Below are 25,942 nucleotides of genomic sequence, written 5' to 3' on the forward strand. Positions count from 1 at the left end.
CCCACAATCAACCACTGTATTCGTAATCCGGGCTATCGCCCTACTTACTCATACAGTCCAGCCTGTGTGATATCTATGAATCCATCATGCAAGCATGCTGGATTCATAGCTGCCGCACAGGACTTTCAAAATGATATAGTGACAGATAAAGAAATCCCAGGTATAATGATTTTATGCCTGGGATTTAACAATTTAAACACATTTTTCCCACAAAGAGAACACAAATTATCTATATACTTTGAACTATCAAATGAAAGAGAACAAAAGGAGTTTCTAAAGGAGGCTTTTATCATGAAGAATAGAAATGAAGAATTAAAGAGAAAACTTAAAAAAGCAGCAAGCATTAGTCTTTGCGCAGTATTGGCAGGTGGTCTTGCAGCAGGAACATATACAGGAGTCAATTATCTGTCAGGTTACGAACAGAGTGTGCAGGCAGCTGGTAAAGATCAGGTAGAACTGTTGAAGTCCGAGAAGAAATCAGATGATTCCGAGTCAAAGGATGACAGCAAGGACAGCTCATCCAGTAAAGGAAGCCTTGATGTATCTGATATTGTAGAAGAGGCAATGCCAAGCATCGTTTCCATCACAACCAAATCTGTAGAAGAGGTTCAGAACTATTACGGAATGTTTGGCCAGTATGGTGCTTATTCTCCAGAGCAGAGAGAGGTTCAGGGAAGCGGTTCCGGTATTATTATTGGTAAGAACGACACTGAGCTTCTGGTTGCTACTAACTACCATGTAGTAGAAGGTGCAGATACTTTATCCGTTGGCTTCTGCGACAGCACAGCACATGAAGCGAAGGTAAAAGGTTACGACAGCGAGAAAGACCTTGCAGTTGTAGCAGTTTCCCTGGATGATATTGACAGTGATACAATGGATGCAATCACAATCGCAACAATCGGTAATTCCGATGATCTGAAGGTTGGTGAGCAGGTCGTTGCAATTGGTAATGCACTTGGCTATGGTCAGTCCGTAACGACTGGTATTGTAAGTGCTAAGAACCGTCAGCTGAATTCCGATGATACAGTTGGTGATTATGATAGCGACAGCAATTCCGCTACGAACCTGATCCAGACAGATGCAGCTATCAACCCTGGCAACAGTGGCGGTGCTCTTCTGAATATGAATGGTGAGGTCGTTGGTATTAACTCTGCGAAACTTGCTTCTACAGAAGTTGAGGGTATCGGTTATGCAATCGCAATTTCTGATGTAACAGATACAATTGAAACTCTGATGAATGAGGAGACCAGAGATAAAGTAGATAATCACGGTGTTCTCGGAATCACCGTTCAGACTGTAGACAGTGATGTAAGCGAAGCTTACGGTGTTCCGGAAGGTGTCCTTGTAAGAGAGGTAACTGAGGGCGGTGCAGCTGATGATGCTGGTATCGAAGCGAAATCCATTATCACCAAATTCGCAGGCAAGACTGTTACAACCAAAGAACAGCTGGTTGACTTCCTTTCCTACTATGAGCCAGGTGAGGATGTAGAGCTCACCATCGAGGTTCCAGACGGAAAAGGTTATAAAGAAGAGACGGTTACAGTAACTCTTGGTGAAAGCCAGGATAACCAGAACGCAGATTCCAATAACAGCCAGGATGGAAACCAGGACGGAAGTCAGGACGACAATCTTCTGGAAGACTGGCAGAATAACGAAGGCGGCGCCGGACTTCAGTACGGCGAGGGCTGGAACTAAAGCCTGTCTGAAAATCGTTCCTGCAATCCGCAGTTTGGATTTTAAGAATCGGGGCTGAATCGGAATCTGAATTGCAAAATAAATAGAGTGATAGGAAAATGAGAGGTTCACCTATAGTGGGCCTCTTTTTTTCTGCGAAAAGACAGTGGAAAAAAGCTAAAAGGCTACTGGTCACAGATATCATTCTGGATTCGTTGTGAATAGTGGTGTTAAAAGAAAGTAGGAAATTTTACAAATCAATAATACATTGCACAACCTGCTGTAAAAATGTATAATCATTTACAAACTGCTATGCGCAGCTATGGTGATTATTTAATCAATTTACAATATGAAAAGGAAAGGCTGTCACGGCTGGCAGCCGGAAAAGGGCGTACCATATGAAGAAAGAAATTTCCCTGGTTTTTGATATAGATGATACATTATACAGTCAGATGGAACCGCTGCTTACAGCCTGTGAATTCAGTCTGGGGCATAAGCTTCCGGATCCGGAGCTGTTCTATCAGATCTTTGGCAAAAGAAGTGCTGAAATGTTTCTGTTCAGTGAGAGTGGACAGGTCTCTATCCACGAATCCAGGATTTACCGGATAGAAAATACCATGAAAGACCTGGGAATTCCTTTTACCCGGGAACAGGCAGAGATTTTCCAGGCAAGATATAAAGAAAACCAGTCCCATCTGCATGTATCAGAAGTGCTTTCGCAGATGCTGGATGAATGTGAAGCAGCAGGTGTGAAAATGGGTGTGATCACCAATGGTCCCTTTGCCCATCAGGTACAGAAATTCCATACACTGGGCCTGGATAAATGGTTTACAGAAGAGAGGCTGCTGGTATCTGCCGGCGTAGGCGTGGCGAAGCCAGATGTCCGCATTTTCCGCATGGCAGAGGAAAAATGGGGGATGAAGCCGGAATGTACATATATGATCGGTGATTCCCTGGAGAATGACATTGCCGGAGCGAAAAAAGCCGGATGGAAGACTATCTGGATGAACCACCACAGATATCCACTTCCGCAAGGCATGGAGGCACCGGATCATATTGCGTATACGGAAGAAGAGTTAAGAAACATTGTGTCAGAGCGTGCTTGAAAAAATATCCAGCTTCGGGAACTTTAAGTTATAGACAAATAACGCCAGTTTGACTATAATGAAGATATGAGAAAACAGAGAGAGATTCTCTGTTTTACAACTGGCGCTGTCCGTATGGCCACGGTGGTGACTGTGGCTGTGCGGACTTTTTCATATAAACGGACATGTCTGCCTATGTAGACATCACCATGAATGAAAATTGATTGTCATACAGGACTTTCATAGTAAATCGTGTGCACTTCACAACGAAGAGGAAGATAAAGAATGGATTCAGATTACAAAATTACAATGCAGCAGGCAGAAGAAGAGATGGCCTGCTACCGTAAGGTGTTCAGTATTGTACGGCTTCTTGACCATGAGGAACTGTTACGGTTAGAAGCTGAGAGAAAAGCGGCAGCAGAGAACTCTTCTAAAGAAGAGTGTGTAAAATTTGGCCACCAGTGTTCTGGCTGTGCGGCTATGGACGCTTTTTTCCAGAAGACAGAGCTGTCCAAGCTGGAATTTATTGATGATGATATCTACCAGATCATGGTGAAATATCTGGAAATCGACGGGAAACCTTACGTGATGGAGCTTCTTAAAGCTCTGGATAAGAATTCCCTGATCGAACAGAAGGACAGAGAGCGTCTGATCAGCAGCCTTACGGGATATAATGAGCGGTTATACCGGGATGTACTGACTAAGGTATATAACAGACGCTACTACGAAGAAGAACTGAAGAACCAGACCGGCCCGGTAGGAATTGCCATGATCGATCTGGATGATTTCAAGCTGTACAATGATACATATGGGCACAATGCCGGAGATCTGGCACTTACAGCTGTAGCAGAGACCATCTGCAAATATATCCGTAAAGCAGATGTGCTGATCCGGTACGGCGGAGACGAGTTTCTGCTGGTGCTGCCTGAGGTAGGGGAAATGGAATTTGCCCGCAGACTTCAGGAAATCCATGATAAGATACATGTGGCAAGTGTTCCGGGATATGCAGGAATTCAGCTTTCTGTAAGCATTGGAGGGACCATTGCCGGTGCAGACGAAACTATCGAAAGCGTTGTAGGCAGGGCAGATTATTTTATGTATCAGGCGAAAAGCCGTAAAGACCTGGTCGTAACCGAATCCAATGAGATAAAAGATGGGAATGCAGGTGGAGAAGAGGTTGACCGTGAAGATCTGAAGCAGCAGATCCTGATCGTAGACGATGCCGAATTGAACCGTGAGATCCTAGCGGAGATCCTGCACCCGGATTTTAAGACTATGGAAGCCTGCAGCGGGGAAGAATGTATTTCGATGCTGCGGCAATATGGTGCAGGAATCTCGCTGGTGTTGCTTGATATTGTTATGCCTGGCATGGACGGTTTTGTGGTTCTGGAAGAAATGAACCGGAACCACTGGCTGGAGGATATTCCAGTCATTATGATCTCCAGTGAGGAGACCGAATCATATATACGCCGTGCTTATGAGATGGGGGTTTCGGACTATATCAGCCGTCCATTTGATGCCAAGGTTGTCTACCGGCGTGTATATAATACTATTAAATTATACGTAAAACAGAGGCGTCTAATCACACTTGTAACGGATCAAATTCGGGAAAAAGAAAAAAATAGTCAGATTCTGGTGGATATTCTCAGCCATATCGTAGAATTCCGCAATGGAGAGAGTGGTCTGCACGTACAGCATATCAAGACGCTCACAGGTCTTTTGCTGGACAGACTGGTGCAGAAAACGGATAAATACAAGCTTCAGTGGTCAGACCAGTACATGATCACAGTGGCTTCTGCACTTCACGATATTGGAAAAGTGGGAATTGATGAGAAGATCCTGAACAAACCTGGCCGGCTTACCAATGAGGAATTCGCAGAGATGAAGAAGCATACGCTGATCGGTGCCTCCATGCTGAAAAGTCTTGGGGTATATCAGGATGAAGAGCTTGTGAAGGTCGCTTATCAGATCTGCAGATGGCATCATGAGCGTTACGATGGAAAGGGATACCCGGACGGTCTGAAAGGGGAAGAGATCCCGATTGCAGCACAGGTGGTTTCCGTTGCAGATGTATATGATGCGCTGACCAGTGAGCGTGTATATAAGAAAGCATTTTCCCATGAGAAAGCCATGGAGATGATTCTGGCAGGAGAATGCGGAACCTTTAATCCACTGCTTCTGGAGTGTCTGAAGGATATTCAGGGCAGCATCCGGGTGGAGATGAAAAAGGCGGCCGAGCAGCCGACGCTTACCCAGAGCACTTATGTGGGGAAAATGATTGAGACGATGCAGTAAGCTGTTACAAATTATCATGTATTGGGAAACTGCGGGTAGGGGTGCCCGCAGAGGTGGGGGAAGTTTACTTTATGAAAAAGAAAATTCTTACACTGGCGGCAGTGGTAACACTGCCGTTTATTCTTCTTGTAATATATCTTCTTGCTTCAATGGCAAGCTATAGCAATACTTATGATAAAATCGTAAGCAACATGACGGTAGCCAACAATTATAATCTGAATTTTAAGGAAGAGATGGACGAGAGCCTGTACAAGCTGGTTGTAGGCTACGTCACTCTGGACACCATAGAAGCAGATAAAAGTCTGAAAAATCCATACACTTTAATTGAAGAGCTGCGCAGCGAATTCACCCGGCTTACAGCGATTTCCACAGAATCCGAGAGCAAAATGTGGCTGGAAAGCCTGCTGCGAAACATCGATACCCTGGAAAAAAGAGTGGATGATATTGTAGAAAGTATTTCCGCAGGGGGCAGGTATAGTGAGAATATCGAAAAGCTGGATAACAATATTTATATTCTGACGGAACTGATCCAGGATGATATCCAGTATTACATTTATTATCAGACCAGATATATGGATCAGGTTACGGACACCTTGCAGAGTCAGATCGGGCGTTTCATGGTGGTGTGTAGTGTGCTGATCGTGGTACTGATCATTGTAGTTGCAATCAGTGCGGTGATGATCGGTTCCGGGATTTTGCAGCCAGTCCGGCAGCTGAACCAGGCCACAGAGAAAATCGCCCAGGGGGATTTTAATGCCAGAGCCCAGGTGGATTCTGATGATGAGATCGCAGAGCTGGCAGTGAGCTTTAACAAAATGGCTGGAAACATGCAGTCCCTTATTGACAAGGTAAAAGAGGATGAGCGCAAAATGCGCAAGGCAGATCTGCGTCTTCTTCAGGAACAGATCCAGCCTCATTTTCTTTATAATACCCTTGATACTATCGTGTGGCTGATCGAGTCCAATGAGCCGGATGAAGCAGTGACCATGGTTGTCACCCTGTCTGACTTTTTCCGTGAAATTCTCAGTAAGGGGAAAGAATTTATTTCTATCAGGGAAGAAGAAAAGCATATCAGCAGCTATCTTCAGATTCAGGAAATGCGCTACCGGGACATTCTGGAATATGATATTCAGCTGGATCAGGTGCTTTATAAATATCAGATCCTGAAGCTGACCTTACAGCCTGTGGTAGAGAATGCGCTTTATCATGGTATTAAATATAAACGTGCGAAAGGCTGCATCCACATTCACGGGGAAAAAGAGGGAGATATCATCCGTCTGACCGTCCGGGATGATGGTGTGGGTATGGATGAGGAAGAGCTGGAGCAGCTCCGGTGCCAGATCGAGAAGCCTTGCCAGGAGACAGAGAAAGGCTTTGGCCTGGCGAATGTAAATGAACGTATCCATATGTATTTCGGTCCGGAATATGGCATGAAGATCCAGTCACAGAAAGGCAAGGGAACTACAGTTGAGATCGTGATTCCGGCGATTTTGGAGGAGACAAAGCTATGAGACAGTTTATAAGAAAAAATATCTGGGCGGCAGCTCCGGTTTTATTTGTCCTGATAGCGATTCTCCTTATGGGAAATCCCCTGCAGGCAGGAGATGTACAGGAGAGCCAGACGGACAAAGACGACAATCTGATCGTAGTGGGCGTTTCCCAGGTGGGAAGTGAATCCGTGTGGCGGACGGCCCATACCCAGTCTGTGCAGGATGCTTTTACCCGGGCAAATGGCTATATGCTGATTTTTGACAATGCAAGACAGAAGCAGGCCAATCAGATCAAGGCGATCCGGAGCTTTATTTCCCAGCAGGTGGATTATATTGTACTTTCCCCGATTGAGGAGACCGGATGGGATACCGTTCTTCAGGAAGCGAAGGATGCCGGAATCCCGGTGATCCTTATGGACCGTATGGTGTCCGTAAATGACCCGTCCCTTTACACAGCATGGGTTGGCTCTGATTTCGTAAGAGAGGGACAGGACGCAGGCTACTGGCTGGAAGATTATCTGAAAAAGCAGGGCAAAGAGCAGGAAGAGGTAAATATCGTGGTTCTGAAAGGCACCAAAGGTGCATCTGCCACAATCGGAAGAACCAAGGGTTTTAATCAGGTTGCCAGATTGCAGCATAACTGGAATATCCTGAAACAGGCAGATGGTGAATTTACTACGGCCAAAGGCAAAGAGGAGATGGCACGTCTGCTGGAACTGTATGATGATATTGATGTGGTGGTTTCCCAGAATGACGATATGACCTTTGGGGCTCTTGAAGCAATCCGGGAGGCTGGCAAAACTGCCGGGGTGAATGGCGATATTACGGTGATCTCTTTTGACGCAGTGGATGCGGGTGTGGAGCTTGTGAGAAATGGTGAGATCAACATTGATGTGCAGTGCAACCCGGATCAGGGAAAATATGTGGAGCAGATTATTCAGGATATACAGGCTGGCAAAGAAGTAGAAAAAGCATATTACGTTCCAGAGCGGGTATATACCCAGGAGAACGTCGAGGAGGAAGAAAATGTTACTGAAGGTATTTCTGGTTGAAGATGAGACCGTTATCCGTGAGGGTCTAAGAGACAGAATCCCGTGGGACCAGTTCGGATACCGTTTTGTGGGGGAAGCAGCAGATGGGGAGATGGCATTGCCCCTTATCCGTAAAACAAGGCCGGATGTGCTGATCACGGATATCAAGATGCCATTTATGGATGGACTTTCTTTAAGTAAGATAGTAAGCAAGGAATTTCCGCGGATGAAGATCATCATCATCAGCGGGTATGATGATTTCGAATATGCAAGGCAGGCAATCGAAGTAGGGGTAGATCAGTATCTTCTGAAGCCGGTTACCAGAATGAAGCTGAAAACTGTGCTTCTGGAGCTGAAGGAGAAGATTGAGCAGGATCAGGAGCAGGAGGATTACCGTACCCAGTTCCAGAATGAGATCCAGGAATACGAGCAGTTTTCCAGACGACGCTTCATGGAGAAAATCCTGGAAGGAGAGCTGTCTGTAAAAGAGATTTATGATGAGGCTGCGCGCCAGTCCATTGAAATCACAGCTGCCGGGTACAATCTGCTTTTCTTGTATCTGCAGGAGAAAAATAAGGACAAGATAGAGGGCTTCCTCAGAAAACAGGATGAAGTGCTCCACTATTTTCTCCGTTATCCCCAGTATCTGCTTTTCCGCTGGAATGTAAACAGCTATGGGGTTCTGGTGAAAGGGGAAATGTCCCAGCTTGCAGAGCTGACAGAGAATTGCGTGGAATATATAAAGCGGATCTGTGGAGAGGAAGAGCAGATGGAATGGTATGTGGCTGTGGGCCAGCCGGTAGAACGGTTAAGCCTGCTTTCCCAGTGCTACCAGAGTGTAAACCATTATTTTGCGTACCGGTTCATGGTTCCCGGGGTTCATGTGCTTACAGAAAAGACATTGGAGAGTTATGTAAACTCACAAGGGGAAAACCGTCTGGAGGGAGTGGAATCTTCCCAGCTGAACCCGGAGATTATCAAGGACTTTCTTACAAAAGGCAGCAGCTGTGAGATACAGGATTTCGTCCAGGGATATCTTGGCGGAATGGGAAAGGCACTGGAGTCCAGGATGTTCCGGGATTATGTGGTGCTTCACATCCGGTTTACTACCATTATGTATCTGGAATCCATCGGTGTTGCAAAAGAGGAATATAAATCGCGGATCGAGGGAAAATATCAGGATACAAGTATAAAGCCCTCCCAGGTGGCGCAGTATTGTGTGGACCTGCTCCAGAATGCCATTGATATCCGGGATGAGAAAAATGAGTCTCAGGGAACAAGTGCCATGAAAAAGGTGCTGGATTATATCGACGAGAATTGCTACAATGAAACCATTTCCCTGAATGAGGTTGCAGATGCAGTCAATATGAGTGCCAATTATCTCAGTGCCATTTTCAGCCAGAATATGCAGAAAACCTTTGTGGAGTATATTACCTGCAAAAGAGTGGATAAGGCGAAAAAGCTCCTGCGTGAGACGGACAAATCTTCCGGTGAGATCGCGCAGGAGGTAGGGTATAAGGATCCCCATTATTTCAGTTATGTGTTTAAGAAAAAATCCGGCTGCAGCCCCAGAGAATACCGGAGCAAATAATTCAGAAACGTATATTATGCGGCGAAAGCTGCCATGGGACTTCCTGGGAAGAGACAGGGAGTCCCTTTAGTTTATCCATAATCAACTGGGCTGCCAGTGCGCCAGGCTGGTGCACCGGGTGGGTAAGTGTGGTGGCACGAAGCAGACCGGAGTTTGTAAGGTAACTGGTGTTGAAGGCTGCCAGAGCAGGGGATGGGACATTGCCTGTGAAACTGTCACCAGCGAAATCAGTTGCATCTGCGTGACCTTGGGATAGGGAAAATTCCTCCCATAAAAGCCAGGCGATGAAGTCGTCCTGGCATATAAAAGCAGTGCAGTCTGCAGTAACTCTTTTTAGAAAATCCTTCAAAAAACGAATATCCCGGTTTTGATGGAAATCGTCCAGATCCTGAGTGGTGAACCAGCCGATATTCCGGTCTGGGATGGTCAGACCATGATTCTGCATTGCGTTAAAAAAGCCCTGAAAACGCTGATGCCCGCGCAGGTCATCCATCTGAAAAATGCCTGCAATGGAGGTGTGCCCTTTTTCCATAAGGCTGCGCACCAGAAGCTCAGCGCCATAAAGATTATCTTCATAGAGTACTGGAACCTGTGGGAGCTCTGGGTAAGCACAACCGAGAAACAGGATAAAAGTTCCTCTTTGCAGCAGCTTCTGGTAAAGCTCTGTGTTTAAGGATGGAAGTGCACTTTTCACAGGAACCACCAGAAGGGCCCGCAGGGGGCTTTTCAGAAGAAACTGCAGAATCTGCCGCTCCTGGTCTGCGTGGCCCAGTGTGGGATAAACCTTGCAGGTAAAACCTTCTGATGCCAGAGTGGTACGGATATCATTTACAAGAGCCGGATATTCATACTGCTGTTCATCTGGAATCAAAATACCAACAACATTGCGGGATTCCAGGCTGGAAACACCGGTGATGTAAGCGCCGCTTCCCTTAATGCGCCGAATCTCCCGGTTTTCTTCCAGAACAGCCAGGGCGGCACGCACTGTCTGCCGGCTGACCCGGTACCGGTTCGACAGCTCCTGCTCTGTTGGAAGCTTGTTGATTCCTTTCTGTATAGATTCCTGGATCATTTCTCTTAGCTGGCTGGCAAGCCATTTATATTTGATCGTCATAGTTTTCTCCTGAAGAAAGCACTTCGTACCAGAACCTGTTTGAAAAATTATCTGGCCGAAAATCTTGCAAAAATGTACTTTTGGAAAGTTAAAATTTTCATAGTAATTTTGTTCATTCTCCGAAATAATAAGAAATTTTCAGATCTAAAAACAAAGAAAATCCCCCTTGTTTTTGAAGAATCAAACTTTAGGGATGTCTGTTAGACAGTTTGCCAAAGCGGTAATTAGCGAAAAAAGGGAAAAAATTTTCACAGAATCATAAAAAAACCTACTTTTCCGTTTAAAAATCATAAAAAATTCCACTTTTTACTATGTATAATCTATTATAATACAAATTTGTATTGATTTCACCATCGAAATAAATGAATTTGTATTGTCCGAACTGACGAAAGTGCCAAAAACCATAAATGCACAATTGATTTTTCTGTTGATTTTCGCTAAATTATAGACATCAAGAAAAACGTAAATCTTTAAAAAAAGAAAGAGAGGAATTATCACTATGAAAAAGAAATTAGCAGTTATGGCACTCGCAGCAGCAACAATGAGCATGATGGCTATGCCAGTTTATGCAGACGATCTGGTAACAGTAGGATATGCACAGGTTGGACATGAGTCAGACTGGCGTACCGCAAACACCCAGAACTATCAGGACGTTTTCTCAGAAGATGCCGGATACAGCCTTGACCTTGTAGACTGCGACAATGACAACGCTGCACAGCTTGAAGCAGTTCGTACTTTCATCAGTAAAGATATGGACTACATCGTAATCGCTCCGATCCAGTCAGCTGGATGGGATACCGTTCTTCAGGAAGCACAGGACGCTGGAATCCCGGTAATCATTGCAGACCGTGAAATCGAAGCAAGCGACGATTTATATGACGCATGGGTTGGAACAAATACAACAAACGAAGGTATCACAGCAGGTAACTGGCTGGCAGAGTACCTTGGCGATAAAGATGCTAACATCCTTGTAATCGAAGGTTCTGTAGGAGCTTCCGCAACACTTGGACGTACAGATGGATTTAACCAGGTAGCAGCAGATCATGACAACTGGAAGATCCTTGATTCCCAGTCCGGTGACTTCACACAGGCTGGTGGACAGGAAGTTATGGAGTCCTTCATCAAATCTTACGAGGGACAGTTCAACGTAGTTATCTGCCAGAATGATAACGAAGCATACGGCGCAATGGATGCAATGGATGCAGCTGGTATCACCTATGGTGTAGACGGAGATGTAACACTTATTTCCTTCGACGCAACACATGATGGACTTCAGTACACATTAGATGGAAAGATCAACTGTGACGTTGAGTGCAACCCGATCCAGGCTGAGACCGTTAAGGGCGTTATCGAGAAAATGCAGGCTGGCGAAGACTATGAGAAGACAACACTTGTTGAGGATCAGGCATTCGTAGCACCTGGAATCGAAAGCGAATATGCAACAACTATGACAGACGATGTTCTGGCTGGACGTGCTTACTAATTAAGAAATGCAAAAAATTCATGACTGCTGATAAAGCTGTAGTCATAAAGAAAAACCGGAAATTGTGAAAACAGCAAAGCTGTGAAACAATCCGTAGAAGTCGAAATTGATTATCAGCTGGCTGCTGAAGGTCAATAAAGATGAATGGATAGGGGAGGAAAGTCCCGGAGCGGATTTTCTTCCCCTTAATATTTGAACAGTTACGAAAAAATGTTGATAACGGGAAGGGAGGAATCGCGTTGGAGGCAGGAGTAGTATTGAAAATGCAGGGAATCTGCATGACTTTCCCAGGCGTAAAGGCACTGGAGAACGTAGATCTGACATTGAAAAAAGGCGAAATTCGTGCGCTGATGGGAGAAAATGGCGCGGGTAAATCCACATTGATCAAATGCCTGACCGGCGTAAATAAATTTGAAGCCGGGGAGATCTATCTGGAAGGATTTGATCATCCCATCGTAAATAAGGATACCATGGATGCCCAGAAAAAGGGTATTTCCACTGTATATCAGGAAGTTAACCTCTGTCCGAACCTTTCGGTGGCAGAGAATCTGTACATAGGCCGTGAACCGCTGACAAAGCTTGGTACGGTTAACCGGAAGGCCATGAACCGTCAGGCAGCAGCGCTTATGAAGCAGCTGGAGCTTGATGTGGATGTAACACGTAATCTTGAAGAATATTCACTGGCATTGCAGCAGATGATCGCAATTGCCCGTGCTGTAGATATGGATTGTAAGGTGCTGATCCTGGATGAGCCGACCTCTTCACTGGATGACCGTGAAGTTGAGAAGCTTTTTACCATGATGCGCCGGCTGAAAGAGAAAGGTGTAGGAATCATCTTTGTTACCCATTTCCTGGAGCAGGTATATGCGGTATGTGATGGAATCACCGTTCTTAGAAATGGTCAGCTGGTTGGAGAATATGAGATCGCAGATCTGCCGAGAGTGAAGCTGGTAGCAGCCATGATGGGAAAAGATTTTGATGATCTTGCTTCTATTAAACCAGAGACTACAGGAGATAAGAGAAAAGAGCCGATGGTAATTGAAGCCAGGGGCTTAAGCCATGCAGGAACTATCAAACCTTTTGACCTGGACATCCACAAAGGAGAGGTCATCGGACTTACCGGACTGCTTGGAAGCGGACGAAGCGAACTGGCCAGAGCCATTTACGGTGCTGACCGTGCCCAGACCGGTACTTTGAAAGTAAAAGGTCAGGAAGTAAAGGTGAAAAATCCTATTGACGCCATGCACCTTGGTATGGGGCTTCTCCCGGATGACCGTAAGGCAGAAGGTATTATCGCAGATCTGTCTGTAAGGGAAAATATTATTCTTGCAGTACAGGCGAAGCAGGGCATACTGAAAAAGATTCCAATGGCAAAGCAGTGTGAGATCGCAGATAAGTATATCGATCTGCTTCAGATTAAATGTGCAAGCCGTGAGACCCTGATCAAGCAGCTTTCCGGTGGAAACCAGCAGAAGGTAATCCTGGCAAGATGGCTTGCCACAAACCCGGATTTCCTGATCCTGGATGAGCCGACCAGAGGAATTGATATTGGTACTAAAACAGAGATCCAGAAGCTGGTACTGCAGCTGGCTGATGAGGGCAAGAGCCTGATCTTCATTTCCTCAGAAATCGAGGAAATGCTTCGTACCTGTAACCGTATGGCAGTTCTCCGTGATGGTCAGAAGGTTGGAGAGATTGATGAAGCAGATATGAACCAGATGAATGTAATGAAAGCAATCGCAGGAGGTGAGCAGTGATGGGTAACATAAAAAAACTGACGCAGAAACGTCTGTTCCTTCCGGTTTTCAGTATGATCCTGGTCATGCTGATCAACGTGGTATATGATATTGCAACGGGCAGTGCACCGCTTGGATTCTTTATGATCTCCATAAAAAATGGTGTACTTTACGGACGACTTATTGATATTCTGAATCGTGGAAGTGAGATTGCCATCCTGGCTATTGGTATGACTTTGGTTGTATCTGCTTCCGGTGGTACCGATATTTCTGTTGGATCTGTTATGAGTCTTTATGCAGGTGTGTGCTGTATGATTCTTGCAGGATATGGAAATGTAAACGTTCAGGAATATGCACATCCGCTTCTGGTTGGTATCGGAGCTGGTCTTCTGATCACTCTGATCTGCGGATTGTTTAATGGTTTCCTGGTTGCGTATATGAATATCCAGCCTATGGTCGCCACATTGATTCTCTGGTCAGCAGGACGTGCTATTGGACTTCTTCTTTGCAACAGCCAGATTGTTTATGTACGTGTACCGTCCTTCCAGAAGCTTGGCGGTTACTGCGGAATCATTCCAACACCGATCATTGTGGCTGCTGTATGCGTGGCAATTGCTTCTATCGTACTTCGTTACACAGCACTTGGAACTTATATCCAGAGTGTTGGTATTAACAAAAAAGCTTCCCGTATCGCAGGCTTTAACTCCTCGAAGATCATCCTGATGTGCTATGCAATCTGTGGTCTTTGCGCAGGTCTTGCAGGTATGGTGGCAACCTCCAGGATTTATTCCGCTGATACCAATAACATTGGTCTGAACATGGAATTGGATGCGATTCTTTCTGTTGCACTTGGCGGAAACAGCCTTGGCGGTGGTAAATTCTCCCTGGCAGGTTCCATTATCGGAGCTTACACCATCCAGGCAATCACCACAACTTTGTATGCACTTGGAGTTTCCTCTGCACAGGCGCCGGTATTCAAGGCTATCGTAGTTATCATTATCGTAGTTATTCAGGCTGAGCCAGCCAAAGCATTCTTCAAGAAGCTGACAAAGAAATCCGGAAAGGAGGCAGCTCGGGCATGAAAAAGAAAAAGATAAACAGCAACAGCCTACTGCTGCTGATCACCATTGTATTATTCTTTGTAATGTATGCAGCAGGATGTATCGTATATGCGGACAAAGGTTTTACCCGTCTTCAGACTTTTCTGAACATCCTGATCAACAATGCAGGTCTTATCTGTATCACAGCAGGTATGACATGTGTTATGCTTACCGGTGGAATTGATATTTCTGTAGGTTCCCTGGTTGCCATGGACTGTATGATCCTGGCAGTTGGTATTGAACAGGGGGGATGGTCCAGCCCGGCACTTATGATTCTGATCCTTGTGATCGGTGTGGTATTTGGAATTGTCCAGGGCTTCTGTATTTCTTATCTGGAAATCCAGCCGTTTATTGTAACCATGGCGGGAATGTTCTTTGCCAGAGGTATGACAGCGGTTATCTGTAAAGAGCAGGTAAGTATTGTTTCAGATAAAATCTTTACTACGCTTTCCAGCTTTAAGATTTCCCTTCCTTTCGGTGGATATCTGAACAAAAAGGGCGTTATGCAGTACCCATACCTTCGTGTAACAGTAGTGGTTGCTCTGATCGTAGTTCTTGCTATTTACCTGATGCTGAAATATACACGTTTTGGCCGCAGCATTTACGCGGTGGGTGGAAATCAGCAGTCAGCAACCTTAATGGGTCTTGATGTCAAGAAAACCCAGATGAAGGCATACATACTTTCCAGCTTCCTTACCTCCATCGGCGGAATCTGCTATTGTCTGAATACAATGGCCGGTACGACCACACAGGCAACAGGTCTTGAAATGGATGCGATTTCTTCCGCAGTCATCGGAGGTACCCTTCTTACAGGTGGTGTAGGAAATGTACTTGGATCTCTGTTTGGTGTACTGATCAACGGTACCATTTCCACCCTGGTAAAAACCAATGGAAAGCTGATCAGCTCCTGGTCAAATATCGTAACAGCGATTCTGCTTTGCTTCTTCATTGTTCTGCAGAGTGTATTTGCACTGGTGAAGGAGAGAAAGAGTAAATAAGAAGAAAGAAATGTCGCAGGCGGATACACTTTTTGGTGTATCCGCTTATTTTTTTGTGGAAATACTAGAGTGTAAAGTCTTTTTCAAACATGCTCTAATGGATAATCAGAAAATGATTTGCAGAATATAGACTGTGAAAGAATTTTGCTATGTTAAGAATTACTGCAATACGATTTAGTCAATTATGATTTACTAAATCGTAATTGACTAAATTGCAGTGAAGTGTTAAACTGATAAGAGAAAAACGAGGGGGGAATCTATATGTTTATAGGAAGAGAGAGAGATTTGACGGCGTTGAATCGTTTATATACATCTGAAAAGTTTGAATTTGCAGTCATATATGGCCGCCGCCGGGTAGGGAAGACAGCGCTTATCAGTGAATTTATTAAAGATAAAAAAGCTGTTTATTTCATGGGAGTAGAGAGTAATGAGAAGCAGAACCTGGAGAATTTCAGTAAGAGTATTCTGGAATATAGTTCCGGGATTCTGGCGGATACTTCTTTTTCTTCCTTTCAGGCTGCTTTGGAATATGTATTTAAATTAGGAGAGAATGAGCGCCTGGTTCTTGCGATTGACGAATATCCTTATGTAGCGCGTGCATCAGAGAGTCTGGCATCTACTTTGCAGATGCTGATCGACAAATATAAGGATAATTCCAGGCTGATGCTTATCTTGTGCGGCTCGTCCATGTCTTATATGGAGGATCATGTATTAGCATATAAGGCTCCTTTATATGGCAGACGTACAGCACAGATGAAAATACAGCCTTTTGATTTCGAGGACACTTGCAGATACCTGGAGAAGTTTTCGGATGAGGATAAAGCTTTGCTATATGGAATGGTAGGGGGGACTCCTCAGTATTTGCTGCAGGTACGAAGCGATTTGAATGTGGAAGAGAATATTAAAAATACTTTTTTGAATCCTACCTCTTCTTTATTTGAAGAACCGGAAAATCTTTTGAAACAGGAAGTGCGTGAGCCGGCACTTTATAATGCGATTATTACGGCGATTGCTATGGGAGCTACGCGCTTGTCTGAGATTTCCACGAAAGTAGGAGAGAACACCGGCACCTGTTCCACATATCTGAAGAATCTGATAGCACTTGGTCTTATTGAGAAAGAGAACCCTTATGGAGAAAATAACTCAAAGAAGTCAATATATAAGATAGATGATAATCTATTCCGTTTCTGGTATCGTTTTGTGCCGGAAAACAGTTCGATTATAGCCAGAGGTGCAACGGATTTGGCATATAGCAGAATCAAATCACATTTGTCCGAATATATGGGGTTGGTGTTTGAAGAAATATGCCGGCAGTATCTCTGGAAGCTGTTGTTAACAGGTGAATGTCAGGTGGAATTTTCCGATTTAGGGCGCTGGTGGGGGAATGATCCGAGAACCAGAAGTCAGACGGAGATTGACATTATGGGGGAAGGAGATAAGAATACTGCTTTATTTGCTGAGTGTAAATGGAAAAATGAGAAAGTGGATGTGGGAGTTCTGGAGACTCTGATATCGCGCAGTCAGCTGTTTCATTATTCCAGCACCTGCCTGTATTTGTTTTCAAAAAGTGGTTTTACGGAGGGCTGTGTAGAGGCAGCAGAGAATCTGGGAAATGTAAAGCTGGTGGATTTTGAAGAAATTATGAAGGTACTTGGTCAGAAAGGATAAAGACCTTCTGGCTGTGAAGTAAATAGGATGTCAGGAGCCGAATGTCTCTCTTATGGAGAGTGTTTGAAAAGGCTCTAACATCCTATTAAAAAGTGCCTGCAGCAGATATGGGGGGTAACGGTGAAGGGAACTGTACAGTAACTATTCTTGCTGTCCCAGCTTCACGAAAACCGGTTTATGGTTCATCGCCGGAATGATCTTTTCCATCATATCTTTCATATCAATTTTCAGGCTGGAAGTGTTAATGCAAGGGTGACAGCCTATATAGGGTTCTTTCAGAAGATCTTCGTCGATCAGCAGCTGTACGTGATTTTCTTTGTCATTCATAAGTCCCAGTACACTGACAGAACCTGGTGTAATATCAAGGAATTTCTCCATATAGGTTTCATTTCCGAAGGAAAGTCTGGCAACTCCCAGCTGGGAAGACACTTCTTTCGTCTTAAACTTCTTGTCTCCTGGAAGGAGCAGCAGGTAAAAATTAGTTTCCTGGCGGTTGCAGAGGAAAAGGTTTTTGCAGATCATTGCATCAAGTGCTTTATCCACGTCTTTACAAGCTTCAATTGTCATCAGGGCTTCATGGTCAATTCTCTGGTAAGGTACCTGAAGCGCATCAAGAAAATCATAAGTACGCACTTCTTTTTCAAGTCTTCCCGTGGTATCTGCGGGACGTCCGTTCTCAAGCTTTAGTTCCATAGTGTTCTCCTTATAGTCTGCCCTTGTGAGGGGCTGTGCCAAGGCACATTCTTTTTATCGTCGGTTATCTGAAAAGTATTGTAGCATTGTGGCTTTTTCTTGTAAAGAAAATAAACCCGGTAGAAATACATTACGGTTTGCAGGAGAAAGGAAGGTTGACAAGATTTAACAAAAGAATTATAAAGAGAGTAAGTTATTGACTGCAATACACAATCACAAAAACCAGGAGGAGCACATCTGAATGAACAATATTACGAAAAACGCACTGGAAGAATCCCTGAAGAAATTTCTCCTTCAGAAGCCTTTGGATAAGATCACCATCAGTGATCTGACTGCTGACTGCGGAATCAGCCGGATGGCTTTCTACTATCATTTCAAGGATATTTATGATCTGGTAGAATGGTCCTGTATCGAGGACGCTACCCGGGCTTTGCAGGGGAAAAAGACGTATGATACCTGGCAGGAGGGACTTCTCCAGATATTCGAGGCAGTTCTGGAGAATAAACCGTTTATTATGAATGTGTACCGCACGGTAAGCCGGGAACGGGTGGAAAATTACCTGTACAGTCTGACCTATCAGCTGATCGAGGATGTGGTAGAAGAGCAAAGTGAAAATCTGATGGTGACAGAGGAACAGAAGAAATTTATCGCAGATTTTTATAAATACAGCTTCGTAGGCGTAATGCTGGACTGGATCAAACGGGGAATGAAAGAACCGCCCAAGGAAATGGCGGATCTGATCAGTGTGACCATGCATGGAAATATTGGGAATTCTTTGCGGAATATGGAGAAACACAGATAGCTTTCAGGCTACCGTAAAGCTGCTGCAGCTGACTTCGGAACACATCCTGATTTTTTACAAGTAACTTTACAAAACAAGGCGGATGATAAGTTTTTTGTCATCCGTCTTATTTTGTAAATTGAGGAAAAAATAGTTTAGATATAGAATACGATCAGAAACAAAAAAATCTCACAGAATGTTTTCTGTGAACGGAAATAGGAAATACTAAGTAACAAGAAAGACAAGATAATCTGCATTAAAAAGCAGATTTGATGAGTCGGAACGCGAATAAGCGCAGATAACTGTAAACTACAGAAAGGTGGTAATTTTTATGTCAAAGAAACATTCCGTATTAAGTGTGGCAGCACTTGCCGCAGCAGGTGCCGGAGCAGCAGTCCTGGCAAATAAGAGCCGTGAGGAGAAAAAAATCACAGAAGCACATGTAGACCCGAATTACCGCAATACAGAACGTGGTAAAAACGAGAAAAACAGCAAAGGCATTTATTATACAAACGGTAACTACGAAGCATTTGCCCGTCCGGAGAAACCGGAAGGTGTGGATGACAAGCATGCCTATCTGGTAGGAAGCGGACTTGCCTCCCTGGCAGCAGCCTGCTTCCTGGTAAGAGACGCACAGATGCCTGGTGATCACATTCACATTCTGGAAGCAATGGACATCGCAGGAGGTGCCTGCGACGGTATCTTTGATCCGATGAGAGGATATGTAATGCGAGGCGGCCGTGAAATGGAAAACCATTTCGAATGTCTCTGGGATCTTTTCCACAGCATTCCATCCCTGGAAAAACCGGGCGCATCTGTTCTGGACGAGTACTATTGGCTGAATAAACATGATCCGAACTACTCCCTTTGCCGTGCAACTGTAAATCAGGGCAAAGATGCTCACACAGATGGAAAATTCAACCTTAGCCAGAAGGGCTGCATGGAGATCATGAAGCTGTTCTTCACAAAGGATGAGGATCTTTACGATAAGACCATTGAGGATGTATTCGATGATGAGGTGTTGAATTCCACATTCTGGTTATATTGGAGAACCATGTTCGCATTTGAAAACTGGCACAGCGCACTGGAAATGAAGCTTTATATCCAGCGTTTCATCCACCACATCGGCGGACTTCCGGATTTCAGTGCCCTGAAATTCACCAAATACAACCAGTATGAGTCCCTGATTCTTCCAATGAAGAAATATCTGGAAGATGCAGGCGTTGACTTCCAGTTTAACACAGAGGTAACTAACGTAATTTTTGATATCCATGATGGCAAAAAAGTGGCAACAGCCATTGAGTGTAAGATAAAAGGCGTGGAGAAGGGAATCCTCCTTACAGAAAATGATTATGTATTTGTTACCAACGGAAGTTGTACAGAGGGAACCATTTACGGGGATCAGAATCACGCTCCAAACGGAGATGCTGAGGTTCGTACAAGCGGTTGCTGGAGCCTTTGGAAAAACATTGCGAAACAGGATCCGTCCTTCGGACATCCGGAGAAATTCTGTTCTGATATTGCAAAAACAAACTGGGAATCTGCAACGGTTACCACACTGGATGACAAGATCATTCCTTATATCACAGACATCTGCAAGAGAGATCCGAAGAGCGGAAAGGTTGTTACCGGCGGTATCGTAAGCTGCCAGGATTCCAGCTGGCTGTTAAGCTGGACCATCAACCGTCAGGGTCAGTTCAAGGATCAGGACAAAGATAAAGTGTGCGTCTGGGTTTATGGTCTTTTCACAGATGTACCTGGCGACTATGTAAAGAAACCGATGAAAGACTGTACCGGTAAAGAAATCACAGAAGAGTGGCTGTATCATCTTGGTGTACCGACCGATCAGATTGAGGATCTGGCTGAGAACAGCGCAGTTTGCGTACCGACCATGATGCCTTACATTACCGCATTCTTCATGCCAAGAGCAAAAGGTGACAGACCGGATGTTATCCCGGATGGCTGTGTAAACTTCGCATTCCTTGGACAGTTCGCTGAGACTCCAAGAGATACCATTTTCACCACAGAGTATTCCGTTCGTACTGCAATGGAGGCGGTATATGGCCTTATGGGCGTAGACCGTGGCGTTCCGGAAGTGTGGGGAAGCGTTTATGATGTGAGAGAGCTTCTTGACGCCAGCGTGAAACTTATGGACGGCAGATCCCCACTTGAAATCGAGCTCCCAGGACCGCTGAACCTGGTGAAGAAACCGCTGCTGAAAGCAATTAAGGGAACACTGGTAGAAAAGGTATTGCGGGATCATGATGTGATTAAGGATTATATGGTGGAGAAATAATGTAATCGCAAAGTTGCACTTGTCGGGTAACGATAGGTAGTAGAATGAAATGTTAAGAATACAGTTGAGGTGTGGTGCTGCACTTCAGCTGTATTTTTTGCCCATATTTAATGGAACAGGATAAGCTTGGGATTCTGTTTGTACAGAGACCTTCTGGGAGTGTTGCTAGAAGTGGGAAAAATATTTCTGCAATCTGCGAAACCTGCTTTGCAGTATATTTGTAGAAAAAATAATTTTCGAATAAGGCAGATACGATAATTATGAAAACTTTATAAAATTGGAAATTGATATAGTATTTTATCAATCTCTTTGTTACAATAAAAGTAAGAATTATGGAAAGAGGGTGACGTAGTACTAACTGATACTTTCACATAAGATAAAACGAAGAATATTTTTACAAATTGCGGTATGCATCCTATAGAAAACTTTTTAGGTGTATTAGCAGTTATTATATGTTTTATAAAATACAGTCAGAGAAGAAAATAAAGTACATGAGATGACGATACTGAATTTAACGAAAGGAAATGCTCATGTCAAACACGAAACATGAAGACGCGATCATGAAAATGGGTTTCCACTATTTTCGTGATCAGATACTGAAAATGCTGGGAATTGACTACGACTATGTAGACATTGGCCCGACAGAGCTTGTAGAATTAACCATTCACTCGTTGTCTATGGACTTTACATTTCTGACGACAGGAGATTTTTATATTCATGTGGAGTTTCAGACTACGGATTCTGAGAAAAAAGATTTGCGGAGGTTTCATGCATATGAAGCTGTGTTTTCCCATGAAACCGGGAAGAAGGTGATTACATATGTAATCTATTCCGGTGGGATAACAAATGCAATGGATACTTTGGATTGTGGAATCTACGAGTACAAGGTTATACCTATCTACCTGACGCAGAAGAATGCAGATGAAATATTCCGGTATCTTCAGGAGAAGAAGACTGCCGGGGAGAAATTTACAGATGAAGATTTTGCCAAGCTATCACTAACGCCATTAATGGCCAGTGGGCTAGGAAAGAAAGACACGATAAAAACAGCCATATTGCTTACGAAACAAGATGATGGAGAAGCTGCCGAGAAAACGATGGCGATGCTATATACCCTGGCAGACAAATTCCTGCAAGGGAATGATCTGGAAGAAATAAAGGAGGTTGTGGCGATGACAAGATTAGGCCAGATGTTGTATGACGATGGAGTGAGAGATGGAGAAGAAAAAGGGAGCGCGAGAATGGCAACTTTGACTAAGAGGCTTCTGGATGATAATAAGGTTGTAGAACTACAGCTTGCTTTAGATGATTTGGAGTATCGTGAAAAACTGATGGAAGAATATGAAATAAAATAGTATGAGATAAAAGAACTGAAGGGGCTTGTAGCATTAACTTGTGTTTTCGTTTGAGTTAGTGTGACATCCCCTTTGTTTTGTCTTGCAAATAACATCGCTTGTACTATAATAAGACAAAAAGAAAAAGTGTATGGATGAATTTGGGACAAAGGAGAATTAAATAATGGAAAAGCAGTCAATGGAAAATCAACCAATGGAGAATAAAATCATAATCAGAAAATATCAGAAAGAAGATCTCCCAGCCATGACCCGGATCTGGAATGAAGTAGTAGAGGATGGAGTAGCCTTTCCGCAGGAGGAATGTCTGGATGAGAGTAGTGGTGCAGAGTTCTTTGCAGCCCAGACCTACACCGCAGTAGCGGAAAATACAGAGAATGGCCAGGTATTGGGATTGTACATCCTTCATCCAAACAATGTAGGCAGATGCGGACATATCTGCAATGCAAGCTATGCCGTATCCCGTGACAGCCGCGGGCTCCATATTGGAGAGAAGCTTGTGAAAGACTGTGTAAAGCAGGGAAAAGAGCATGGCTTTCGTGTTCTGCAGTTTAATGCAGTTGTGGCGACAAATATTCATGCAAGACATCTTTATGAAAGAGTGGGTTTCCATCAGTTGGGTGTAATTCCAGGAGGCTTCCGATTGAAGAATGGAGAATATGAAGATATTTGTCCGTATTATATTGAATTGTAAAATTTTCATGTTCCGTACTTTTTATGAGGTCAAATACTGAAAAAACAAGTCATATTTTAAAAACTATTGAAAAAATCGGAGGAATCATTATAATAACAATCATAGCTGATAAGTTCGTAGTCTTAATGGGAGGGAAAGATATGCGCGGATCGGCAGCTTAACATAACGTTTTTAATGTCTCACCAAAGGAAACTTCATCATTTCCTCTGGCGGGGCATTTTTTGTTTCTGCAAATGCTGCTGGTTAGCGATAATATTTTGGGTTTATTAGTTTTTGTTGACTCCATATTATGCACAGTGTATTATGAATTTAACTGGTAATTAGTACAGTGAATCTTAAGTTGCCGCCATATTGACTTGTCTGATTTTTCATCTGCGTCAATATAGCAGAAACTTAATTTCCGCTGTATTAGCTTTCTATTTGCCAGTAATTGTACTGTCGGGATAGAATACTAGAATCTATCTACATAAAGGGGGAGTCATTTATGACTGGAAAGAGAAAAAGGAAACTGGCAATGCCGGACACTTTGATCATCGTAGCATCGGTGGTACTTCTGGTGGCGATTCTTTCATGGATCATTCCATCTGGAACCTACGATTATCAGGAAATGGACATCAATGGGAGAATTCGAAACGTAGCCATTGATGGAACCTATCACACTATTGATAAATCCGAGGTTACAACTACCGGATTTCTTGGATTCTTCAGCGTTCTGTACAGAGGCTGCGTGGAAGCCGCTGACGTAATCTTCATGATACTTTGTTGCTGCGGAACATTTGGTGTGGTGGTAAAAACCGGCGCCTTTCATGCGGGAATCGGAACCATTCTGAAGAAACTAAAGGGAAAAGAAATCCTGCTTGTGCCGATTATTATGATGATCTTTGGTTTAGGCGGATCTGTATTTGGTATGGCAAGTGAGTTCTACGGATTTTATCCATTGATCGTAGGTCTGGGAGTTGCTCTTGGATATGATGCAATGTTCGGATTTGCAATTATTGCAGTTGGTGAGTTTGTTGGATTCATGGGGGCAACCCTGAACCCTTATTCTGTTGGAATCGCTCAGACTATTTCCGGGGTGGAGCTTTATTCAGGAACAGGATACCGTGCAATCTGTTTCGTGATCTTCATGGTAATTTCCATTATTTATGTAATGATGTACGGTAGAAAAATTAAGAAAAATCCAGGTGCTTCTGTTGTATTTGGAGAAAAAAATATTCATGCTTTTGACAGAGATGAATTGAACGAGTATAGCTTTACCTTAAAAGACGGTCTGGTTCTGCTGGACGTGTTGGTTGTGCTGGTAGTACTTATGCTTGGTCTGATCAAATGGGGCTGGGATTTCCCGCAGCTGTGCGGTCTGTTCCTCCTCATGTCCATGATCGCTGCAGCAATCTGCAAATGGTCTCCGAATAAATGGTGCAGCGAGTTTATTGACAGCGCCAAGACTGCTATGTGGGGCTGCATTCTGACTGGTATCGCGAAGGCCATTACCGTTGTCATGCAGGATGCGCAGATTATGGATACTGTTATTTATGGATTGTCAAATGTACTGAAAAATGCACCACACGCAGTCTCGGCGCAGGTAATGCTGGTAGTTCAGACACTGATCAACTTCTTTATTCCATCTGCAACAGGTCAGGCCTCTGCAACTATGCCAATCATGGCGCAGTTGGCGGATATTATCGGAGTAAGCAGACAGACAGCGGTTCTTGCATTCCAGTTTGGTGACGGACTTTCCAACATTTTCTGGCCAACGGCGGATATCGTTATCATCTGTGGCCTGGGTGGAATTTCCCTGCAGAAATGGTATAAGTGGTTCACACCACTGTTTCTGATGCTGTTTGCAGCGCAGGCGATTTTGCTGGGAATTGCTACTGGAATTGGGTTCTAAAAGAAGTTGCGTGTACATAAAATTGTAACTATTCAGTAAATCGTATTACAAGCCTAAATGCCATCACTGAAGATGAAGAATGCATTTGGGCTTGTGTTAATGAGAAGTGAATCGTCACTTGAAATTTACAATAGTTAACTATGAGGAAAAGACTTACATGGAAAGAAAAGGAAATCTTGTCAAACTTACCGATATGTCCTCTGATTTTATCATTGATCTGAAATATGCCACATCGGATAATTTCACCGGCGTGCAGGTGTACCAGTCCGCAGAATGCTGGCTGGACGAGCACACGGCTCAGATTCTGATAAAAGCTAAGGAAATTTTTGAAAAAGACGGTTACCGTGTGAAAGTCTGGGATGCCTACCGACCCATTCGTGCGCAGAAAAGATTCTGGGAAATTATGCCAAACGACGACTTCATCGCCCGACCACCGGACATGGCGAAAATCAAGACATTTCGACCTACCCATATGAACGGAATGTGCGTTGATGTTACTTTGACAGATAATGAAGGCAATGAAATTGAAATGCCATCTCCGTTTGACACTATGGATGAACGCGCAGCTTTAAGCTATGCCGGTCACTCTGAAATCGGAAGGAGAAACGGTGAATATCTGAAAAAAGTAATGGAATCCGTCGGTTTCCAGGCATATGAATGCGAATGGTGGCATTTTTATGATGTATCTACGGAGCCAGTGCCGTTTTCGGATTATGAGATTTAATAGAACAAGAATAAAAAAGTCAGGAGCAGTATAAATTGTTCCTGGCTTTTTAATTTTACCAATACAGTAATCTATTTAATAATGTGTCTGAGAGCAAGGTTATTGAGATATTCTGTCTAAATTCATTCTTTTTTAGCACGAAGTGTAAGAATCTATAACATTTCAAGGAAAATATTTGTATTTTAAAAAAGTAAAATTTCTGTAATAATAAGAGCATAAAAGAGAGGCACCGGTAAATCTCAACAA

Annotated in this window: 19 protein-coding genes; 17 read left to right on the forward strand and 2 right to left on the reverse strand. The window is 43.8% G+C overall.

From position 1 onward, the window contains the following. Positions 1–291 precede the first annotated feature (291 nt). The 6 genes from ACTQWB_RS11575 to ACTQWB_RS11600 all read left to right on the forward strand — a co-directional run bounded on the left by ACTQWB_RS11575 (position 292) and on the right by ACTQWB_RS11600 (position 9,166). Positions 292–1,695, forward strand: a complete 1,404-nt coding sequence (locus tag ACTQWB_RS11575; protein WP_441501808.1) for a S1C family serine protease — start codon at positions 292–294, stop codon at positions 1,693–1,695. Positions 1,696–2,072: 377 nt separating this feature from the next. Beyond that, complete coding sequence (locus ACTQWB_RS11580) at positions 2,073–2,780, forward strand: HAD family hydrolase (protein WP_441501809.1); 708 nt, start codon at positions 2,073–2,075, stop codon at positions 2,778–2,780. Between the two features lie 264 nt (positions 2,781–3,044). Then, entirely contained in the window at positions 3,045–5,054 is a 2,010-nt protein-coding gene (locus tag ACTQWB_RS11585; RefSeq protein ID WP_441501810.1) for a GTP cyclohydrolase IIa, read from the forward strand. Between the two features lie 71 nt (positions 5,055–5,125). Continuing rightward, on the forward strand, positions 5,126–6,565 hold the full coding sequence (locus tag ACTQWB_RS11590) for a sensor histidine kinase (RefSeq protein WP_441501811.1): 1,440 nt from the start codon (positions 5,126–5,128) through the stop codon (positions 6,563–6,565). Then, entirely contained in the window at positions 6,562–7,596 is a 1,035-nt protein-coding gene (locus ACTQWB_RS11595) for an ABC transporter substrate-binding protein (RefSeq protein WP_441501812.1), read from the forward strand. Before ACTQWB_RS11590 ends, ACTQWB_RS11595 begins: the two co-directional genes overlap by 4 nt. Further along, positions 7,571–9,166: a response regulator transcription factor gene (locus ACTQWB_RS11600; protein ID WP_441501813.1), complete on the forward strand. Its 1,596-nt coding sequence runs from the start codon at positions 7,571–7,573 to the stop codon at positions 9,164–9,166. Before ACTQWB_RS11595 ends, ACTQWB_RS11600 begins: the two co-directional genes overlap by 26 nt. Position 9,167: 1 nt before the next feature. Here ACTQWB_RS11600 and ACTQWB_RS11605 read toward each other — a convergent pair whose 3' ends face one another. Then, on the reverse strand, positions 9,168–10,280 hold the full coding sequence (locus ACTQWB_RS11605; protein WP_441501814.1) for a GntR family transcriptional regulator: 1,113 nt from the start codon (positions 10,278–10,280) through the stop codon (positions 9,168–9,170). 499 nt (positions 10,281–10,779) lie between these two features. Between ACTQWB_RS11605 and ACTQWB_RS11610 the strand changes: the two genes are divergently transcribed. The 5 genes from ACTQWB_RS11610 (at position 10,780) to ACTQWB_RS11630 (ending at position 17,265) form a co-directional block, all read left to right on the forward strand. Next, positions 10,780–11,763 (forward strand): ABC transporter substrate-binding protein, encoded by a 984-nt coding sequence (locus tag ACTQWB_RS11610; RefSeq protein WP_441501815.1) that lies wholly within the window; start codon positions 10,780–10,782, stop codon positions 11,761–11,763. A 239-nt stretch (positions 11,764–12,002) separates the two neighbouring features. Further along, on the forward strand, positions 12,003–13,520 hold the full coding sequence (locus ACTQWB_RS11615) for a sugar ABC transporter ATP-binding protein (protein WP_441501816.1): 1,518 nt from the start codon (positions 12,003–12,005) through the stop codon (positions 13,518–13,520). Then, complete coding sequence (locus ACTQWB_RS11620; protein ID WP_441501817.1) at positions 13,520–14,581, forward strand: ABC transporter permease; 1,062 nt, start codon at positions 13,520–13,522, stop codon at positions 14,579–14,581. The genes ACTQWB_RS11615 and ACTQWB_RS11620 overlap by 1 nt, the downstream gene beginning before the upstream one ends. Beyond that, positions 14,578–15,597 carry an ABC transporter permease subunit gene (locus ACTQWB_RS11625; protein WP_441501818.1) on the forward strand — a complete coding sequence of 340 codons (1,020 nt, stop codon included), beginning with the start codon at positions 14,578–14,580 and terminating at the stop codon, positions 15,595–15,597. Before ACTQWB_RS11620 ends, ACTQWB_RS11625 begins: the two co-directional genes overlap by 4 nt. Before the next feature lie 261 nt (positions 15,598–15,858). After that, the gene (locus ACTQWB_RS11630) at positions 15,859–17,265 is read left to right on the forward strand and encodes an ATP-binding protein (protein WP_441501819.1); all 1,407 of its coding nucleotides are present in this window, start codon (positions 15,859–15,861) and stop codon (positions 17,263–17,265) included. 141 nt (positions 17,266–17,406) lie between these two features. Here ACTQWB_RS11630 and ACTQWB_RS11635 read toward each other — a convergent pair whose 3' ends face one another. Then, a complete protein-coding gene (locus ACTQWB_RS11635) occupies positions 17,407–17,958 on the reverse strand; it encodes a prolyl-tRNA synthetase associated domain-containing protein (protein WP_441501820.1) in 552 nt (183 codons plus the stop codon). Positions 17,959–18,199: 241 nt separating this feature from the next. Here ACTQWB_RS11635 and ACTQWB_RS11640 point away from each other — a divergent pair, with 241 nt between their 5' ends. The 6 genes from ACTQWB_RS11640 to ACTQWB_RS11665 all read left to right on the forward strand — a co-directional run bounded on the left by ACTQWB_RS11640 (position 18,200) and on the right by ACTQWB_RS11665 (position 25,696). Continuing rightward, the gene (locus ACTQWB_RS11640) at positions 18,200–18,760 is read left to right on the forward strand and encodes a TetR/AcrR family transcriptional regulator (protein ID WP_441501821.1); all 561 of its coding nucleotides are present in this window, start codon (positions 18,200–18,202) and stop codon (positions 18,758–18,760) included. Between the two features lie 310 nt (positions 18,761–19,070). Further along, positions 19,071–21,035: an oleate hydratase gene (locus tag ACTQWB_RS11645; protein WP_441501822.1), complete on the forward strand. Its 1,965-nt coding sequence runs from the start codon at positions 19,071–19,073 to the stop codon at positions 21,033–21,035. Between the two features lie 530 nt (positions 21,036–21,565). Continuing rightward, the gene (locus ACTQWB_RS11650; RefSeq protein ID WP_441501823.1) at positions 21,566–22,390 is read left to right on the forward strand and encodes a hypothetical protein; all 825 of its coding nucleotides are present in this window, start codon (positions 21,566–21,568) and stop codon (positions 22,388–22,390) included. 163 nt (positions 22,391–22,553) lie between these two features. Continuing rightward, a complete protein-coding gene (locus tag ACTQWB_RS11655) occupies positions 22,554–23,081 on the forward strand; it encodes a GNAT family N-acetyltransferase (protein WP_441501824.1) in 528 nt (175 codons plus the stop codon). Between the two features lie 484 nt (positions 23,082–23,565). Continuing rightward, a complete protein-coding gene (locus tag ACTQWB_RS11660; protein ID WP_441501825.1) occupies positions 23,566–24,972 on the forward strand; it encodes a YfcC family protein in 1,407 nt (468 codons plus the stop codon). Positions 24,973–25,129: 157 nt separating this feature from the next. Then, positions 25,130–25,696 carry a M15 family metallopeptidase gene (locus ACTQWB_RS11665; protein ID WP_441501826.1) on the forward strand — a complete coding sequence of 189 codons (567 nt, stop codon included), beginning with the start codon at positions 25,130–25,132 and terminating at the stop codon, positions 25,694–25,696. The last annotated feature ends 246 nt before the right edge of the window (positions 25,697–25,942 follow it).

It is taken from the genome of Blautia sp. HCP3S3_H10_2, assembly GCF_052122375.1.
In the GTDB taxonomy this organism is placed as follows: Bacteria; Bacillota; Clostridia; order Lachnospirales; family Lachnospiraceae; genus Blautia_A.

What these genes read in the sequence shown, in the direction of transcription:
- ACTQWB_RS11575 (WP_441501808.1), top strand. Translation starts at nt 292, where the DNA reads ATGAAGAATAGAAATGAAGAATTAAAGAGAAAACTTAAAAAAGCAGCA.
- ACTQWB_RS11580 (WP_441501809.1), top strand. Translation starts at nt 2,073, where the DNA reads ATGAAGAAAGAAATTTCCCTGGTTTTTGATATAGATGATACATTATAC.
- ACTQWB_RS11585 (WP_441501810.1), top strand. Translation starts at nt 3,045, where the DNA reads ATGGATTCAGATTACAAAATTACAATGCAGCAGGCAGAAGAAGAGATG.
- ACTQWB_RS11590 (WP_441501811.1), top strand. Translation starts at nt 5,126, where the DNA reads ATGAAAAAGAAAATTCTTACACTGGCGGCAGTGGTAACACTGCCGTTT.
- ACTQWB_RS11595 (WP_441501812.1), top strand. Translation starts at nt 6,562, where the DNA reads ATGAGACAGTTTATAAGAAAAAATATCTGGGCGGCAGCTCCGGTTTTA.
- ACTQWB_RS11600 (WP_441501813.1), top strand. Translation starts at nt 7,571, where the DNA reads ATGTTACTGAAGGTATTTCTGGTTGAAGATGAGACCGTTATCCGTGAG.
- ACTQWB_RS11605 (WP_441501814.1), bottom strand. Translation starts at nt 10,280, where the DNA reads ATGACGATCAAATATAAATGGCTTGCCAGCCAGCTAAGAGAAATGATC.
- ACTQWB_RS11610 (WP_441501815.1), top strand. Translation starts at nt 10,780, where the DNA reads ATGAAAAAGAAATTAGCAGTTATGGCACTCGCAGCAGCAACAATGAGC.
- ACTQWB_RS11620 (WP_441501817.1), top strand. Translation starts at nt 13,520, where the DNA reads ATGGGTAACATAAAAAAACTGACGCAGAAACGTCTGTTCCTTCCGGTT.
- ACTQWB_RS11625 (WP_441501818.1), top strand. Translation starts at nt 14,578, where the DNA reads ATGAAAAAGAAAAAGATAAACAGCAACAGCCTACTGCTGCTGATCACC.
- ACTQWB_RS11630 (WP_441501819.1), top strand. Translation starts at nt 15,859, where the DNA reads ATGTTTATAGGAAGAGAGAGAGATTTGACGGCGTTGAATCGTTTATAT.
- ACTQWB_RS11635 (WP_441501820.1), bottom strand. Translation starts at nt 17,958, where the DNA reads ATGGAACTAAAGCTTGAGAACGGACGTCCCGCAGATACCACGGGAAGA.
- ACTQWB_RS11640 (WP_441501821.1), top strand. Translation starts at nt 18,200, where the DNA reads ATGAACAATATTACGAAAAACGCACTGGAAGAATCCCTGAAGAAATTT.
- ACTQWB_RS11645 (WP_441501822.1), top strand. Translation starts at nt 19,071, where the DNA reads ATGTCAAAGAAACATTCCGTATTAAGTGTGGCAGCACTTGCCGCAGCA.
- ACTQWB_RS11650 (WP_441501823.1), top strand. Translation starts at nt 21,566, where the DNA reads ATGTCAAACACGAAACATGAAGACGCGATCATGAAAATGGGTTTCCAC.
- ACTQWB_RS11655 (WP_441501824.1), top strand. Translation starts at nt 22,554, where the DNA reads ATGGAAAAGCAGTCAATGGAAAATCAACCAATGGAGAATAAAATCATA.
- ACTQWB_RS11660 (WP_441501825.1), top strand. Translation starts at nt 23,566, where the DNA reads ATGACTGGAAAGAGAAAAAGGAAACTGGCAATGCCGGACACTTTGATC.
- ACTQWB_RS11665 (WP_441501826.1), top strand. Translation starts at nt 25,130, where the DNA reads ATGGAAAGAAAAGGAAATCTTGTCAAACTTACCGATATGTCCTCTGAT.